The sequence below is a fragment of the Gilliamella sp. W8128 genome (assembly GCF_016100545.1).
GTDB classification, from domain to species: Bacteria; Pseudomonadota; Gammaproteobacteria; order Enterobacterales; family Orbaceae; genus Gilliamella; species Gilliamella apis.
This window is the reverse complement of sequence record NZ_JACFSE010000005.1, coordinates 188,241-204,935: the sequence shown is the minus strand read 5'-3', so window position 1 is coordinate 204,935 and position 16,695 is coordinate 188,241. Positions and strand designations below refer to the sequence as shown.

Here is a 16,695-nt window from a genome sequence, read left to right as displayed (position 1 = left end):
TGTGAAAAAGGTTAAATTGATAAGATAATCTTTATTTATTTTCATCGATTTTTACAATAATCGAGTTGCTTTCAGTTTTAACCTGTTGAAGCACAACTGATATTGTATCAGCTAGTTTAAGGACAAGCTCATCTTTAATTTTAATTGAACCCTCATCAAGATTTAAGGTTATTTCATCACGAACGTTATGAATCATGGAGAGAGGTAAAAATGCGAATGCCCCTATCTCGGTCAATCGGACTCGAGCACCACCTCGGTTAATATCAATTATTTCAGCATTAAAGCGTTTTCCTTGTTTATTTGTTAGGTATTGGCTATAAAGATTTTCGGCGATATCACGTTCAGCTAAACGTAATTTTTTTCGACGATCAGACATACTTTGTAGTTGTTCTGAAGTTGGCGCAATGAATGGTTGCTCTTTAAGCGAAGCTTTAAGTAAACGATGGTTTATCATATCACCATATTTGCGAATTGGTGATGTCCAGGTTGCATAAGCTGTAAATCCTAAGCCAAAGTGTGGTTCTGGTGTTAATGAAAAATCAGCTGGAGTTTGGAATTTTCTTAACCTTGCCGATAGGAAGTCATTATCATCAATTAATCGACGTAATTTGACATATCCTGCAAATGTCATTAGTGATTCTTTATCGAAATCAGTGATGCCATTATCGGCTAATATTTTTAAGATCTGTTCAATGTATTTGCTATCAAAACCTGAATGGGTATTAAACACCCCAGTGCCTACTTTTTCTTGCAAATACATAGTTAGAGCTAAATTGGCAATAATCATCACTTCTTCAACAATGTTATTACCAATACCACGTAATTCTTTAATGATGTTTTTTACCTGGCGATTATCATCTAGTACGAATCGATAATCATTATTGGCTTTAAATACTAACGCATTTTGTTGTCGCCAATTTATACGTGCTTTTGCTAGTTCTGATAGTAATTTAAGTTGTTTTTTTATCATGGCGTCATCGATATTTAAATCACTTCGACCTTCTAAGAAATCAGAAACATTGTTGTAAGCAAGTTTAGCTTTCGATTCAATCCATGCAGGAGTGAAACTAATATCATCATTAGCAAATTGACCATTTTTATCAATGTTAATTTTACAAACCATGGCTGGTCGTTTTTCATTGGCTTTTAATGAACATAGATTGTCCGCCAACTGTGTTGATAACATAGGAATATTAAAGTCTGGTAGATAAGTGGTGAAGTTTCGAATTTTAGCGATATTATCGACTTCACTATCTTGAGGAATATACGCGGTAGGGTCGGCGATGGCGATCATTAGCTGATAGTTACCAATTTCATCTTGAGAAATGGCAATGGCATCATCCATATCTTCGGTATTTTCATTATCAACCGTGAAAAATGGTACATCAGTTAACTCTTGACGATTTTCCTGTTCAGACTCTGATATTGTGAAAGCTTCCTCTTGAGGTGCTTTATCTTCTAAATCGTAACGCGCCAAAGTTTTGAGCCATAATTGATAAATTGAATCAGAACTAGCGATAAATTTGGTTACTTCAGCAGAAAAATGATTTTTATCTTTTTCTAATGGATGTGATTGCAATGTAGCAACAACCCAATCACCTTCTTTTAATTTTTGCGCAACTTGAGGATTAACTTTACAGCGTATGGCAAAATTTGTTGGCATATTTTCTGGATAAATCACCATAGCGCGATCTAAAAAGCCGATTTTACCAATAAATTTTTGTAAGCTACTTTCAATTAATGTTTCAGGTTCAAATGACTCTTTATCATTATTGCTGATGATAGTTCCCGATACTTTATCTCCATGGCAAAGCTGCTTCATTTTGGCAACCGGAATAAAATAATTGGTTTTATTATCAACATCTAAAAAACCAAATCCTTTTTCGTGCGCTCGGACGATACCTTCAACACGCGGTTTTTGTTCGTATAATTCTTGTTTAAGTTGGGCGAGTAATGGGTTATTTTGAAACATATGGCTTAATATTAATTGAAAAATTTAGACTAAATTCTATCATAGTTATGCTTTTAGGAGTTATTGAATTGTTCATCAATGACTGGCTATTGGAGTCAGTTGCAATAAATAGAGTTAAAACATGAAATTAAATTATAAATTACAAGGCAATAAACAACCGATTTTATTAATGCATGGGCTATTTGGTAGTTTAGATAACTTAAACATGCTAGCTAAAGACCTCGTTGCAAATTATCAAACTATACAAGTTGATTTACGTAATCATGGCCAATCGCCATGGTCAAATATCATGAACTATCAAGCTATGGCGGAAGATATCGTGGAACTCTGCCATGATTTGCAATTACAAAACTTAATCTTAATTGGTCATTCGATGGGGGGGAAAGTTGCTTTGCAACTAAGCCAATTGATTCCACAACAAATTGCTAAAATCTGTGTAATTGATATTGCGCCAGTTAAATATACTCAAACAATTAATACTCCGGTCATAAAAGCATTGGCACAATGCATTGTTCAACAATTAGTTGATAGAAAGCAAATCGCTGAAGTCATGAGACAACATGGCTTAAGTGAACCAACGATTTTATTTTTGCTCAAATCCTTTAAACATGAGCGTTGGCTATTTAATGCTGATGTAATTATTAATCAGTATGACAATATTTGTGATTGGCAAATTATTTCAGCTTGTGATATTCCTACTTTATTTATTCGTGGAGGAAATTCTAACTATATTACTGATAAGGATTATCCTGCTATTTTTAGCCAATTTCCTAATGCGCAAATTGAAACAGTAGCCGGTGCTGGCCATAATGTTCATGCGGAAAAAACAGAGCAAGTATTGCAACTTTTATATCCTTGGTTAGCTGACTGATCATAATTATTTCATTAATAAAAATTAATCAGAAGCACCATTGTTTAATTGATGGTTGCTGATTTTTATTTTTTTCATTTAAACTAAAGATTGCTAGATTAAATAAGCAATAATACTAAAAAATAAGATTGTTGTTTGGTAAATTCAATCACAACCAACATGCATAGCTATTTTTATCTAAAGGAGTGAAACTCATCACGCTAGAATTAGCGCAAACGGGATGGGATATTGCCGTAGCATGGAATGAAAAAATAGAAAATAAACAGCGTGATCTATTTTTAGCAATGAACATTAATCACATAGTAAACGTTGCTGTTTAATTGTTTTATAATTAGGAGGAATAACATTAATAAAAACTATCCGACAAGATGTACTATAAGGTTGGCTATAAACTTGATATTGCCAATTATTCGGTATTATTTGCGGTACAGTATGAGGATAACTATCAAGTAAAGCAAAGGCGATTTGCTCCGCTTTAAACTGTTTTTGGAAATAGTGGTGTTGACTAATAATTGCAGTTAAATAACCACTAAAACCTAGCATAATGATGGCAAACATTAAGCATGATATCATGACTTCAATTAAGCTAAATCCAGCTATGTTTTTTCTATTCACAATCAACTAACCTTTTTTCTGGACAATAATCTAGCCAATGTCCTTTTTCAATAATCAAGTGATTATCTGCAAAATGCGTTAACATATAAAGATAATAGTCATCAGCTTGGGCGCGTACTAAGGTATAGTTATCCACTTTTAATCGTGATTTTTTTATACATGCTGTTAAATGATATTGCGCATCAGATAAGCATTGCCACTCTTCGGTCGGAAGTTGCCAGGTCTGCTGAGTTGCCCAATTTAAACTAGAGCTCGCTAGGTTAAACTGGCGATAATATTGAATCTCAATTAAATAGTTTTTTTTTAATGAATTAACTATAGCTTGAAAACCAGTTAATAAAATGAGTCCGACTATGGTTAAAATAATTACCATTATTAGCGTGCTAAAGCCATCTATCTGTGTTGTTTTTTTATTAAAATGGATTTTCATTCTTGATAATGGTTACCGTTTGATAGATTATTTTTTTGTTTTTCTTTAATTGAGCAGCAATTTTTATTACAAAATAGTTATTTTGCTGTTTTATTGAAAATTGCGTTATTTTAATGTCATGTGGATCGAATATTTTCTCCCAATTTACACCCTCACAACTTATTGAACCAACTTTATATTCCAAATTATTTTTGTAGAAACGATAAGCAAAAATGTCTGATTTACTTGGCGCATTATGATCATAAATCCAATCATTGCGAATCTCACTATCATAACGAAAAATATAACAATTGTTTGAAGTATTGATTTCAATTGGATGTTGTTTCATTTTTTCGGGGCTATTGGCAATAAAACCAGCACGTTTTAGATCTTTGGTTATACTAACTAACCCTTGATGGATATTCTTTTCTAAATGAATATGTAGATTTTTCTCCAGTAATATAGTTTGTAATTTACTATAGAATGAGGTGATACCAATAAAAATTAGACTAGAAAAAGCTATACTCAACAATATTTCAAATAATGAAAATCCATTTTGTTTTAACATCTAGGTAGTCCTGGTAAATAACTATTCTTTTTACAAAATCGAATTCGTCCACGATATGAAATGATAATTTGCGTGGTACCAATGGCGTTGTGTAATTCGATTGTACCTGTTTGCGCCATATTTTTCCGGCCCCAAAAGGAGATAGCTTTTTTATCAGTTAAATCACTTAATTCAACGGAATTGTTAGGCTTCATAAAATAGGTGGTGCCTTCTTGGCAAGTGGCTGGTTTTTCCCCTTTGCTGATACTTAAACACCAAGGCTGAAAAAAATAATATACGTGATAGTTTTCGTTAGTATTGTAAGCTCTGGCTTGAGCCTCTTCTAAAAAATAGGCTAGCTGTTTTGTGGTGGTTGCTAGTTCATTACGCAGTTGTAACTCTTGCCAATGTTGTACACCAATTGCGGCCAAAATAGCACTAATACTGATAACAAATAAAAGCTCTAATAAAGAAAATCCGCTGTTTTGCATTATTTTTTTATTAAGAAATTTAACGAGAATTAAACTTTATATCTAAATAAAATCACGCTATTAACTTTTACTAAGATTTTGTGAAAGGCATTCCAAATAATTAACTTTTTTTGAGAGATCTTAATGATACGATAAACCACTTAAAAATAGTGGCATATTATATTATACTGTTAGGCCAATTAAATTTGCTAACGGACTTAAAGTTAAAGGAAACAAGAAATGCAACAATTACAAACTATTATTGAGGCAGCATTTGAACGTCGTGCTGAAATTACTCCTTCAAATGTTGATACAGTGACGCGTGATGCGATCAACCAATGTATCGCTTTATTAGACAGCGGTAAAATGCGTGTCGCAGAAAAGATTAATGGCGATTGGGTAACTCATCAATGGTTAAAAAAAGCAGTGTTGCTTTCATTCCGTATTAATGAAAATCAACTTATTGATGGTGGCGCAACTAATTACTATGACAAAGTACCGTTGAAATTTGCTGAGTATGATGAAGCGCGTTTCCAACAAGAAGGTTTCCGTGTAGTTCCATCAGCAATTGCACGTAAAGGTGCTTATGTAGCTCGTAATACAGTATTAATGCCTTCATATGTCAACATCGGTGCTTATGTTGATGAGGGGACTATGGTTGATACATGGGTAACCGTTGGTTCATGTGCGCAAATTGGTAAAAATGTTCACTTATCAGGTGGTGTTGGAATCGGTGGCGTATTAGAGCCGTTACAAGCAAACCCAACTATTATTGAAGATAACTGTTTTATCGGCGCTCGTAGTGAAATTGTTGAAGGTGTGATTGTCGAAGAGGGCAGCGTTATCTCAATGGGTGTATTTATTGGTCAAAGTACTAAAATTTATGATCGTGCAACTGGTGAAGTTCACTATGGTCGCGTACCGGCTGGTTCTGTGGTGGTATCAGGTAACTTACCAACTAAAGATGGTAAATACAGCCTTTATTGTGCAGTAATCGTTAAAAAAGTAGATGCTAAAACGTTAGGTAAAGTCGGTATTAACGAATTACTTCGTACTATTGATTAATTTTATTAATCTATCTATTAAAGCTACCGTAAATGTTACGGTAGCAATAAAATGAGTTGTTTAAAGTAAGTTATATTTTATAACGATTAGAAGAGGAAAATTTATGCCTTCTTTTGATATTGTGTCAGAAATTCAAATGCCAGAAGTCAAAAATGGGGTCGACAATGCGACTCGTGAATTGGCAACACGTTGGGATTTCAAAAATGTCGAAGCATCATTTGAGCTTAATGAGAAAAATGAAACTATCAAAGCGACGAGCCAATCAGATTTCCAAGTACAACAGTTACTGGATATTTTACGTGATAAGTTAGCTAAGCGTGGTATTGATGGTGGTGCGCTAGAAATTCCAGAAGAGATGGAACATAGTGGTAAGTTTTATAGTATTACAGTTAAGCTTAAACAAGGTATCGATAAAGAATTAGCTAAAAAAATAGTTAAATTAATCAAAGATAGTAAAATTAAAGTCCAAGCGCAAGTACAAGGTGACCAAGTTCGCGTTACTGGAAAATCACGTGATGATTTACAAGCAACTATGGCACTAGTTAAAAATGGTGAGTTAGGTCAACCATTTCAATTTACTAATTTCCGCGACTAATCAATCATTCCAATCTTTATTATTGCCGACATTATTTTTGACAACATTTGGATAAAATTTTTCGGCAATATGTTTTTGCTTATCCACAGAATCAACTTTTAAAAATATTGAGGAAAGCACTTTTTTGCGGCTAAATTTTTAATAATATGTGCTTTTATTTTTATTTTTGGTGAGGCATTATTTCAAATAACGAGATTTTTTTAACTAAATACGTTATTCTATCACCTTGTCTATCCTCTTATATTATAACAATACTTATTATGCTGAAAAAATTAGTTTTCTTTTTTGTTTTTTTTATTTTTTCATGTCCTTTATTTGCACAAAATCCCAATGATGAAGATAAGAAAGTATTTATTGATAACTTATTATCAAAAATGACTATTAAAGAAAAAGTGGGACAATTGCGGTTAATCAGTGTCGGCGGAGATCTAACCTTAGACAAAGTACTTGATCAAATCGAAGCGGGTGAAATCGGTGGCATTTTTAATACTGTTGTGGAACCCGATCTATCCAGAATGCAGGAAAGAGCTTTAAGATCACCAAACCAAATTCCGGTTTATTTTGGTTTTGATATTGTCCATGGCCATCGTACAGTATTTCCAATTAATTTAGGTTTAGCAGCAACTTGGGATCGTAATGCCTTCGCTAAAGTGGCTGAGGTATCAGCTGATGAAGCAACGTCTGATGGACTTAACGTTACTTGGGCGCCAATGGTGGATATTACCCGTGATCCTAGATGGGGACGAGTTTCGGAAGGATTTGGAGAAGATCCTTATTTAGCTTCAGAAGCTGGGCGAATTTTTGTTGAAAAAATGCAAAAACAATCCTTAGCTGATAAAAAATCATTAGTCACAACAGTTAAACATTTCGCACTTTATGGGGCGGTTGAAGCTGGGCGTGAATATAACAGCACCGATATGAGTGAACGCAAAATGTTCCAAGAATATCTTGTGCCTTATAAAGCGGCTATTGATGCCGGCAGCCGAGCGGTTATGGTTGCTCTTGTTAGTGTAAATGGTATTCCTGCTACAGCTAATCATTGGTTATTAACTGATGTATTACGTAACCAATGGCATTTTGATGGAGTGGTTGTTAGTGACCATGGCGCTATCCGTGAATTAATTAATCACGGCGTTGCAACTGATGCAAAAGATGCAGTACGCATTGCCATCAAAGCGGGTATTGATGTGAGTATGAATGATGAATACTTTTTACAGTTTTTACCTGAATTGGTTGATGAAGGTGCTATCTCAGAAGATCTGATTAATCAAGCTTGTCGCCATGTGTTAGAGCTTAAATATGATATGGGGTTGTTTAAAAATCCCCATCGAAATTTAGATCCTAATTTTGATATTGAGACTATGTTTGCTAACGATCGCCTACATCGTACTGAAGCCAGAGATGTAGCTCGTCGTAGTATTGTATTGTTAAAAAATAAAAATAATTTATTACCGTTAGACAAAAATAAAAAAATAGCTGTCATTGGACCATTGGCTGATTCAAAACGAGATATTTTAGGTAGCTGGTCAGGTGCTGGGCGTGCTAATTTAGCGGTAACACCGTTGCAAGGCATTAAAAATGCCATCGCAAATCCCAAATTAGTGAGTTACGCATGGGGTGCGAATCTTTCGGATGATCCTAACCTTGATAAATTTTTAAATTTATATGGTGAGAGCAGCAAATTTGATAAACGACCAGCTAATAAGATGATAGCCGAAGCTGTTGCTCAAGCTAAAAAATCAGATGTTGTTGTAGTTTTTGTTGGCGAAGCACAAGGCATGGCACATGAATCATCAAGCCGAACCGATCTTAATCTTCAAGCTAGTCAAAAACGATTAATTAAAGCATTAAAAGCTACTGGTAAACCACTGATCATTGCTTTAATGAATGGCCGTCCACTTACTGTGAAAGAAGAATATCAGCAAGCTGATGCTATGCTTGAAACGTGGTTTTTAGGTACTGAAGGGGGGAATGCTGTGGCTGATGTGCTGTTTGGAGACTATAATCCATCAGCTAAATTACCGATGTCTTTCCCTGATAATGTTGGCCAAATTCCTGTTTATTATAGCCATTTAAAAACAGGTCGACCACATGGTACGGTTAATATGGGTAAATACACAACATCTTATTTTGATAGCCCTAATGAGCCTTTATTTCCATTTGGTTTTGGCTTAAGTTATACTGATTTTACTATTGATTTTTCATTATCAAAAACTGAAATGTCACCAAATGGAGAAATTGAAGTTATTGCTAATGTGGAAAATACTGGTGAAAGAGAAGGTTCACAAGTGGTGCAGTTCTATTTGCAAGATGTGACAGCATCAGTAAGCCGACCGGTAAAAGAATTAATTGGTTTTGAATCTATTACTCTTAAACCGCATGAAAAAGGTCAAGTGAAATTTGTTATCAAATATGACATGTTAAAATTCTGGAATGATAAAATGCAATATGTTGCAGAACCTGGTAAATTTAATGTGTTTGTAGGCGCTGATTCTACAACTAAAGATAAGCAAACATTTACTTTACTTGATAATTAAAGTTAGCATTCTCCGTCGACTTCGGTCGGCGGTTTTGTGCCGTGGTTCTTGTTATGTTTGAGTTTGATCTTGTACTACAGCTTTTGCAACAGATGTGCGTATATTTGGTTATAGCTTATTTGTTGAGTAAAACCCCGATTGTCATTCCTTTAATGCAAGTCACTATCCATTTACCTCATAAATTAGTCTGTTATTTTATTTTTTCATTATTTTGCATTATGGGTAGCTATTTTGGTTTACATATTGAAGATACTATTGCCAATACTCGTGCTATTGGAGCTATTTTAGGCGGGTTGCTTGGTGGTCCGGTAGTAGGGCTTTTAGTTGGTTTAACTGGCGGTATTCATCGTTATACATTAGGTGGTATTACGGCTGAAAGTTGTATGTTATCGACTATCTTGACTGGTTTAATTAGTGGATTACTTCATTATACTTTAATGAAAAAAGGCCGAATTGATTTAGTTTATAATCCCTTTTTAGTTGGGGTATTAGGTGTTCTGGTTGAATCATTAGAAATGATTCAAGTACTATTAATATCGAGACCTTTTGATGTTGTTTTACATGCAGTGCGAAGCATTGCTGCACCAATGATTGTGGCCAATAGTATTGGAGCGGCAATGTTTATGCGAATTTTACTAGATAGACGGGCGATTTTCGAACGCTATACATCGGCTTTTTCGGCCAAAGCTCTTAAAATCGCAGTGAGTACTGAAGGTCTATTGCGTGAAGGTTTCAATCAAGAAAATAGTACCAAAGTGGCAGAAATTATTTATCAACAATTAGATCTTGGTGCTGTAGCCATAACAGATCGAGAAAAAATTCTCGCTTTTATTGGTGTTGGTGATGATCATCACTTACCGGGTACTCGAATTACTTCAAATGTTACTTTAGAAGCGATTGAGCAAAATGATATTAAATATCTTGACGGTACACATCAACCTTATCAATGTTCAATCAATAAAAATTGTCGTTTAGGGGCAACTCTGGTTATTCCTCTTCGTGGTGAAAATAATAATGTAGTTGGCACCATTAAACTTTATGAAGCTAAAAATACATTATTTAGCTCAATAAATAGAACTTTAGGTGAAGGTATTGCTAGCTTATTATCTGCGCAAATATTGGCCGGGCAAAATGAGTACTACAAACAGTTATTGTCTAAAACTGAGATTAAACTATTACATGCCCAAGTAAATCCTCACTTCTTATTTAATGCCTTAAATACTTTACTGGCTATTATTAGGCGTGATAAAGAACAAGCATCGCAATTAGTGCAAAACTTATCAACTTTTTTCCGTAAAAACTTAAAACGTACTGATGAAATAGTAACGTTAAAAGATGAAATAGAGCATGTAAATGCTTACCTACAGATCGAAAAAATGCGTTTTATGGAGCAATTAAGTATAAATTTTGATATTCCTGAACAACTCGAATATGCGCAATTACCAGCATTTTCATTACAACCAATTGTTGAAAATGCCATTAAACATGGTACATCACAATTAATTAGTCAAGGAGAAGTAACGATTAGAGCCTATGCAAATGACCAGACTTTAATTTTAGAGGTTATTGATAATGCAGGTAATTATCGAGAAAATAAAAAAGATAATAAAGGACTTGGTCTTAATTTAGTGGATAAACGAATTAAGATCCGCTATGGTGAAAACTATGGTATAAAGATAATCTGTAAACCAGACGAATATACAAATGTAATGTTATCTTTGCCTTTGCTAGAGGATGTCGTAGTTTAATGTTAAATGTGATTATTGTTGATGATGAATTACTTGCTCGCGAAAATTTACGTTGTTTGCTAGAAAACGATAGCCAAATTAATATTGTCGCAGAATGTAATAATGCCATGGATGCTATACGTGAAATTCATCGATTAGCACCTGATGTCGTTTTTCTTGATATTCAAATGCCAAAAATAAATGGTCTTGAAATGTTATCAATGCTTGATCCACAAACTATGCCTCATATTGTTTTTTTAACTGCTTATAGCGAGTTTGCTGTAAAAGCTTTTGAAGAACAAGCTTTTGATTATCTATTAAAACCTATTGAACAAGATAGGCTAAATAAAACATTAAGCCGTTTGCATAAAAAATGTCCTGTAGCTGATATAAATCAATTATCAGGTATTGATCAACAGTTAAAATATATACCTTGTATTGGCCATAATCGAATCTATTTGCTATCTAATGATGATGTTTTTTATATTTCATCTAAAGTTTGTGGTATTTATGTTTTTAATCAAAATAATAATGAATATTTTACTGAACTGACACTAAAAACCTTAGAAGATAAAACCTCGCTTATTCGTTGCCATAGACAATATTTAGTTAATTTAAAAAAATTAAAAGAAATTCGCTTTAATGAAGCGGGTAGCGTTGATATTATTTTAAATAATGATGTTGCTGTACCTGTGAGTCGTCGATATTTAAAATCACTTAAAGAGATATTAGGACTATAATCATTTATCCGGGTTTATTTCATCGATTGAGATACCGCTTAACAACCATTTTTAACCACTCATATAGTCGTTTTAACCTGTAACTAAATTTCCTATACCATTCAATTAACTAAAAAATTACTATACCCTTGAGCATAAAGTAAGCTTTATCTCATGATTCAATACAACCAAATTCAAAAACAATTTGCAGTTAATATCCATCAATTTCATCAATCTTTGTAACTAAATAACAAGATTAAAAAGATTGTAAGGTGATATTAATTTTAAAGCGATAAAGAGAATTATTATGAATAATAGAATACTTAAGCATATACCTTGGATCATTTTGGCCATCGTTGGTGCTTGCTGTTTAGCAGTCATAGCACTACGCCGAGGTGAACACATTAGTGCATTGTGGATTATTGCCGCTGCGGTGTCTGTCTATCTAGTTGCTTATCGATATTATAGTTTGTATATCGCCAATAAAGTAATGCAGTTAGATCCAACACGGGCGACGCCAGCTGTGATTAACAATGATGGTTTAAATTTTGTGCCAACCAATAAATATGTCTTATTTGGACACCATTTTGCGGCAATAGCCGGTGCTGGACCACTTGTAGGCCCTGTACTTGCTGCACAAGTAGGTTATTTACCGGGTACTCTATGGTTATTGGCTGGTGTGGTATTTGCTGGTGCAGTACAAGACTTTATGGTGCTATTTTTATCATCACGCCGTAATGGTTCATCTTTAGGTGAAATGATAAAAGAAGAGATGGGACCAATTCCTGGAACAATTGCCTTATTTGGTTGTTTCTTAATCATGTTAATTATTTTAGCCGTATTAGCATTGATTGTTGTTAAAGCATTAGCTGAAAGCCCGTGGGGTGTATTTACTGTTTGTTCTACAGTGCCAATCGCCCTATTTATGGGTATTTATATGCGATACCTCAGACCAGGCCGTGTTTTAGAAGTTTCAATAATTGGTATTGTATTACTCATCTTATCTATCTGGTTTGGTGGTGTAATTGCTCATGACCCATATTGGGGACCAGCATTAACTTTCAAAGCAACCACGATTACTTTTACTTTAGTTGGTTATGCCTTAGTTTCTGCGATGTTGCCTGTATGGTTAATTTTAGCACCGCGTGATTATCTCGCCACTTTCTTAAAAATTGGTGTAATTGTTGGTTTAGCTATTGGTATTGTTATTTTAAATCCTGATTTAAAAATGCCAGATGTAACTAAATATGTGGATGGCACAGGCCCTGTTTGGAAAGGTTCTTTATTCCCATTCTTATTTATTACTATTGCTTGTGGCGCCGTTTCTGGTTTCCACGCCTTAATTTCATCAGGTACAACACCAAAATTACTTGCTAATGAAACGGATGCTCGTTTTATCGGCTATGGTGCTATGTTAATGGAGTCTTTCGTGGCTATTATGGCTTTAGTGGCTGCATCAATTATTGAGCCAGGTTTATATTTTGCTATGAATACTCCACCAGCTGCGTTAGGAATAACTATGCCTGATTTACATAAATTAGGTACTGGCGATGCGGCGATGATAATGTCTCAACTACAAGATGTGACAGCACATGCGGCGGCTACAGTTAGTTCGTGGGGATTTGTGATTTCACCTGAGCAAATTTTACAAACAGCCAAAGATATTGGCGAACCATCAGTATTAAATCGTGCCGGTGGTGCACCAACTTTAGCCGTAGGTATTGCGCATGTGTTCCATCAAATTCTTCCAGGCGCAAATATGGGCTTCTGGTATCACTTCGGTATCTTATTTGAAGCACTATTTATTCTAACAGCGCTTGATGCAGGAACTCGTTCTGGACGTTTCATGTTACAAGACTTATTAGGTAACTTTATACCATTCTTGAAAAAAACCGATTCACTTATTGCGGGCTTTATTGGTACTTTAGGATGTGTTGGTTTATGGGGATATCTACTTTACCAAGGTGTGGTTGATCCATTAGGCGGTGTTAAGAGCTTATGGCCATTATTTGGTATTTCAAACCAAATGTTAGCAGCCGTAGCATTAGTATTAGCAACTGTGGTATTAATTAAAATGAAACGAGCTCAATTTGTTTGGGTGACTATTATTCCTGCCGTTTGGTTATTGATTTGTACTACTTGGGCATTGGCACTTAAACTATTTAGTAATGATCCTAATTTAGAAGGATTCTTCTATTTAGCAAATGAGTATAATCGTCGTATTGCCGAAGGCAGCGAATTAACTGCACAACAAATTGATAATATGCATCATATTGTCATTAATAACTACACTAACGCCGGTTTAAGTATCTTGTTCTTAGTGGTTGTGTATAGCATTATCTTCTTTGGTATTAAAACTGCACTTAAAGTGCGTAATAATAAACAAAGAACTGATAAAGAAACCGCTTATGTGCCTATTCCTGAAGGTGGTGTTAAAACTACGATGTCACATTAATTAACAGTAAACAGAATGTTAAATTAAAGTAACATTCTGTCTATTTATGGAAATAACTTTCATACTCCTTATTTTGCCTAACAATAGTCACTATCGTTAGGCATTTTTTATCACTGATTAAGCATCTTGTTTTTTATAAAAACGCTTTAATTGAAAAAATAATAATTTAGAATAATAGACTGTTTTTATAAAAACGATTTAAATTAATTAGGATGTTAATTTTACATAATAGTGATAGGAGATAAGGATGTTGGTAAGCAAAAAAAGTGCTTTGTTAAGCGGTTTATTCATATTAGGTTGTGTATTTCAGGTTAATGCAAAAGAAGTTGGTGTTTCTATTTTAGCAACGTCAGATGTGCATGGGCGAATGTTGCCATGGGATTATGGTACTGACAAAGCAGACTCTTCAGGCTCTTATGCGCAGATATCTTCGTTTTTAAAGGAGTACCGTTCACTACATGAAAATGTCATAGTGGTTGATGCTGGTGATATTATTCAAGATAATCAAATTGAACGATTTTATAATGTGCAAAATCATCCGGCTATTGCGGCATTAAATGCCATGCATTATGACATTATGGTACTTGGCAATCATGAATTTAATTTTGGTATGCCGATAGTCGATAAAGTAATTTCTGAATTTAAAGGCCAATCTTTAGCAGCTAATATTTATTATAAAGATTCCGGTAAACCTTATTTACCCGCCACAACCATTATTGAGAAAGGAGGTATTAAAATTGGCTTTATTGGTGCAACTACACCTTTTGTTCCAGAATACGAGAATAAAACTGGCTATGTAAATCAAATGGAATTTACCATGCCAATACCGGAAATAAAAAAACAAATTGCTAATCTCAAACAACAATCAGTTGATGCTATTGTTTTAGTTACCCATATGGGATTAGATAATGAAAACAATAAACCTGGTACAGGTGTTGCCGATGTTGCTAATCAATTACCCGAACTTGACATAATTATTGCCGGACATAATCATCAAAATATTAGTGAAAAAGTCATTAATAATGTTGTTATTACTGAACCTCATCGCTATGGAACAGTAGTATCGGTGGTTGATCTTAAATTTGATATTGATGGCAATAAAAAAACGTTAAAAGCGAAAAAATCGCAAACATTACCAGTAAAAACTTATCCAGCTGATCCTGAAATCGAAAAAATTTATTCGCCTTATCATCAACAATTAAGAGAGATTTCTAATCAAGTTATTGGTGAAACAGATCAAGATCTTGTACCACAAGAGATAATACATGGTATACCAGCGGTTTACTTGCAAGAAAGTGGTTTAACTAATTTACTTAATTCTGTACAACTGTATTACAGTGGCGCCGATGTGACTGCTGTTTTAGTCGATAATAAAAAAGCGATATTAAATAAAGGGCCAATCGCTCGCAAAGATATTGCTAACAATTATCAATATACTGCTGGTGAAACCTCTATTTTTGAAGTTACCGGAAAGGATCTTAAAGATTATATGGAATGGTCAGCGGCATATTTTGCTCAAGTACAACCAACGGATAAAAATTATCAATATGATTCAGTGCGAGGCGCATCTAAATATATGACTTATGATATGTTTGGTGGCGTTAAATATATTATTGATTTAAGTGAACCAGTAGGGCATCGAATTAAAAATCTAACACTTTTAAATGGTAAAGTTATTACTGATGATATGAAACTCAAACTAGGTATGAATGCTTATCGTTATGAAATGTTGGTGAAAAAAGGTGGTCCATTAGAAGGGCGCCGAGTCGAGCCAATTTGGAATTCTCGTACCGCTTTAGGTGATGAAGAAGGCACCATTCGTAATATGACCATTAAATATATTACTGATGTGAAGAAAGGTAAGATTACCGATGAATCAAATAATAATTGGCAAGTTATTGGTATTGATCCTAAACAATCGAATTAGTGTTAGCATTCTTATTGGCTTATGTTTACACTAGTTTTTAGTAAAATGATAATTACTGTTATAAGCTCTTTAAATTCTATATTGGAGCTGGATTAACGGTAATTATCTTATTGTGATAATTACCAATATTTTTTACTGTAAAGGATATTTAGTAATCGATTTATCTAATTGATTATGTTTTATGATAAACAAAAAAATACGAGCCATTGACTCGTATTTAATTATTGATTTATTTATTGAGTGCCTTTACTTTCAGTATTATGCCCTCAACTGCAACAACTTCAACTGGATGACCTACTTCTAGATCTTGATTACATTTCGCTGACCATGTGCCGTCTTTTATTTTTACTCGTCCAGAACCATTAGTAATGGCATCAGTAACGATTGTCCTAATACCAATTAGTTCTTGTTGTGGTTGATTGATTTCAACTTTATTAGATTTGTTGTTATCGCGTCTTTTTAACCATACCCACCAAAGATAAGCAGATATTAACGTAAAAATAGCAAACAAAATCCATAAAACAGACCAAGACAGCGGTAAAACCCAAGCAATTAAACCAACGATAATGGCAGCAATCCCACTCCAAAGTGCATATCCACCGGTTCCTAATAACTCAGCAATCAGCAAAATACCACCTAAAGCAATAAATATCCAGTGAGGAGAATTATAAATAACCATTAAAAAATCTGTCATTGGTTGTTACCTATTATTAATTGAATTATATTTCCTATCATATTCCTAACCAATTTATTATCAGTTAGGGAATATGATTTACTTAAATTTAA

The 16,695-nt window shown here is 34.1% G+C and carries 14 protein-coding genes; 8 read left to right on the top strand and 6 right to left on the bottom strand.

The genetic code is table 11. From position 1 onward, the window contains the following. Positions 1–31: 31 nt before the first annotated feature. Positions 32–1,972, bottom strand: coding sequence for an exoribonuclease II (locus tag H3U97_RS06780; RefSeq protein ID WP_198198579.1), 1,941 nt, complete (start codon positions 1,970–1,972; stop codon positions 32–34). A gap of 121 nt (positions 1,973–2,093) precedes the next feature. On the opposite strand from H3U97_RS06780, the gene H3U97_RS06775 reads away from it, so the two are divergent. Beyond that, positions 2,094–2,843, top strand: a complete 750-nt coding sequence (locus tag H3U97_RS06775) for an alpha/beta fold hydrolase (protein WP_086356787.1) — start codon at positions 2,094–2,096, stop codon at positions 2,841–2,843. Positions 2,844–3,134: 291 nt separating this feature from the next. Here H3U97_RS06775 and H3U97_RS06770 read toward each other — a convergent pair whose 3' ends face one another. Genes H3U97_RS06770 through H3U97_RS06755 form a run of 4 tightly spaced genes read right to left on the bottom strand, consistent with a single transcriptional unit; the run spans position 3,135 to position 4,905 of the window. Further along, positions 3,135–3,458 carry a prepilin-type N-terminal cleavage/methylation domain-containing protein gene (locus H3U97_RS06770; protein WP_198198578.1) on the bottom strand — a complete coding sequence of 108 codons (324 nt, stop codon included), beginning with the start codon at positions 3,456–3,458 and terminating at the stop codon, positions 3,135–3,137. Then, positions 3,451–3,831, bottom strand: a complete 381-nt coding sequence (locus tag H3U97_RS06765; RefSeq protein WP_165596322.1) for a DUF2509 family protein — start codon at positions 3,829–3,831, stop codon at positions 3,451–3,453. Before H3U97_RS06765 ends, H3U97_RS06770 begins: the two co-directional genes overlap by 8 nt. Positions 3,832–3,871: 40 nt before the next feature. Beyond that, the gene (locus tag H3U97_RS06760; protein WP_198198577.1) at positions 3,872–4,435 is read right to left on the bottom strand and encodes a prepilin peptidase-dependent protein; all 564 of its coding nucleotides are present in this window, start codon (positions 4,433–4,435) and stop codon (positions 3,872–3,874) included. Beyond that, positions 4,429–4,905, bottom strand: a complete 477-nt coding sequence (locus tag H3U97_RS06755) for a prepilin-type N-terminal cleavage/methylation domain-containing protein (RefSeq protein WP_110453663.1) — start codon at positions 4,903–4,905, stop codon at positions 4,429–4,431. Before H3U97_RS06755 ends, H3U97_RS06760 begins: the two co-directional genes overlap by 7 nt. A 219-nt stretch (positions 4,906–5,124) precedes the next feature. On the opposite strand from H3U97_RS06755, the gene dapD reads away from it, so the two are divergent. The 7 genes from dapD to H3U97_RS06720 all read left to right on the top strand — a co-directional run bounded on the left by dapD (position 5,125) and on the right by H3U97_RS06720 (position 15,909). Beyond that, positions 5,125–5,949, top strand: a complete 825-nt coding sequence (gene dapD / locus H3U97_RS06750) for a 2,3,4,5-tetrahydropyridine-2,6-dicarboxylate N-succinyltransferase (RefSeq protein ID WP_065578459.1) — start codon at positions 5,125–5,127, stop codon at positions 5,947–5,949. 103 nt (positions 5,950–6,052) lie between these two features. Next, positions 6,053–6,544 (top strand): YajQ family cyclic di-GMP-binding protein, encoded by a 492-nt coding sequence (locus H3U97_RS06745; RefSeq protein ID WP_034903574.1) that lies wholly within the window; start codon positions 6,053–6,055, stop codon positions 6,542–6,544. A gap of 260 nt (positions 6,545–6,804) precedes the next feature. After that, positions 6,805–9,081: a beta-glucosidase BglX gene (gene bglX, locus H3U97_RS06740; protein WP_198198576.1), complete on the top strand. Its 2,277-nt coding sequence runs from the start codon at positions 6,805–6,807 to the stop codon at positions 9,079–9,081. A 53-nt stretch (positions 9,082–9,134) separates the two neighbouring features. Beyond that, positions 9,135–10,829, top strand: coding sequence for a sensor histidine kinase (locus tag H3U97_RS06735; protein WP_198198575.1), 1,695 nt, complete (start codon positions 9,135–9,137; stop codon positions 10,827–10,829). Beyond that, positions 10,829–11,548 carry a two-component system response regulator BtsR gene (gene btsR / locus H3U97_RS06730; RefSeq protein ID WP_086360527.1) on the top strand — a complete coding sequence of 240 codons (720 nt, stop codon included), beginning with the start codon at positions 10,829–10,831 and terminating at the stop codon, positions 11,546–11,548. The genes H3U97_RS06735 and btsR overlap by 1 nt, the downstream gene beginning before the upstream one ends. Positions 11,549–11,834: 286 nt before the next feature. Further along, positions 11,835–13,982, top strand: a complete 2,148-nt coding sequence (locus tag H3U97_RS06725) for a carbon starvation CstA family protein (RefSeq protein ID WP_232343767.1) — start codon at positions 11,835–11,837, stop codon at positions 13,980–13,982. A 247-nt stretch (positions 13,983–14,229) separates the two neighbouring features. Beyond that, complete coding sequence (locus H3U97_RS06720; protein WP_198198574.1) at positions 14,230–15,909, top strand: bifunctional UDP-sugar hydrolase/5'-nucleotidase; 1,680 nt, start codon at positions 14,230–14,232, stop codon at positions 15,907–15,909. A gap of 229 nt (positions 15,910–16,138) precedes the next feature. Here the strand turns inward: H3U97_RS06720 and H3U97_RS06715 are convergent, their stop codons facing one another. After that, positions 16,139–16,603 (bottom strand): NfeD family protein, encoded by a 465-nt coding sequence (locus H3U97_RS06715; RefSeq protein ID WP_198198573.1) that lies wholly within the window; start codon positions 16,601–16,603, stop codon positions 16,139–16,141. Positions 16,604–16,695: the final 92 nt, after the last annotated feature.

Bases quoted from the DNA above. Each gene is read 5' to 3' on its own strand.
- H3U97_RS06780 (WP_198198579.1), bottom strand. From the start codon at position 1,972: ATGTTTCAAAATAACCCATTACTCGCCCAACTTAAACAAGAATTATAC.
- H3U97_RS06760 (WP_198198577.1), bottom strand. From the start codon at position 4,435: ATGTTAAAACAAAATGGATTTTCATTATTTGAAATATTGTTGAGTATA.
- bglX (WP_198198576.1), top strand. From the start codon at position 6,805: ATGCTGAAAAAATTAGTTTTCTTTTTTGTTTTTTTTATTTTTTCATGT.
- H3U97_RS06715 (WP_198198573.1), bottom strand. From the start codon at position 16,603: ATGACAGATTTTTTAATGGTTATTTATAATTCTCCTCACTGGATATTT.
- H3U97_RS06755 (WP_110453663.1), bottom strand. From the start codon at position 4,905: ATGCAAAACAGCGGATTTTCTTTATTAGAGCTTTTATTTGTTATCAGT.
- H3U97_RS06720 (WP_198198574.1), top strand. From the start codon at position 14,230: ATGTTGGTAAGCAAAAAAAGTGCTTTGTTAAGCGGTTTATTCATATTA.
- H3U97_RS06775 (WP_086356787.1), top strand. From the start codon at position 2,094: ATGAAATTAAATTATAAATTACAAGGCAATAAACAACCGATTTTATTA.
- H3U97_RS06745 (WP_034903574.1), top strand. From the start codon at position 6,053: ATGCCTTCTTTTGATATTGTGTCAGAAATTCAAATGCCAGAAGTCAAA.
- btsR (WP_086360527.1), top strand. From the start codon at position 10,829: ATGTTAAATGTGATTATTGTTGATGATGAATTACTTGCTCGCGAAAAT.
- dapD (WP_065578459.1), top strand. From the start codon at position 5,125: ATGCAACAATTACAAACTATTATTGAGGCAGCATTTGAACGTCGTGCT.
- H3U97_RS06725 (WP_232343767.1), top strand. From the start codon at position 11,835: ATGAATAATAGAATACTTAAGCATATACCTTGGATCATTTTGGCCATC.
- H3U97_RS06765 (WP_165596322.1), bottom strand. From the start codon at position 3,831: ATGGTAATTATTTTAACCATAGTCGGACTCATTTTATTAACTGGTTTT.
- H3U97_RS06735 (WP_198198575.1), top strand. From the start codon at position 9,135: ATGTTTGAGTTTGATCTTGTACTACAGCTTTTGCAACAGATGTGCGTA.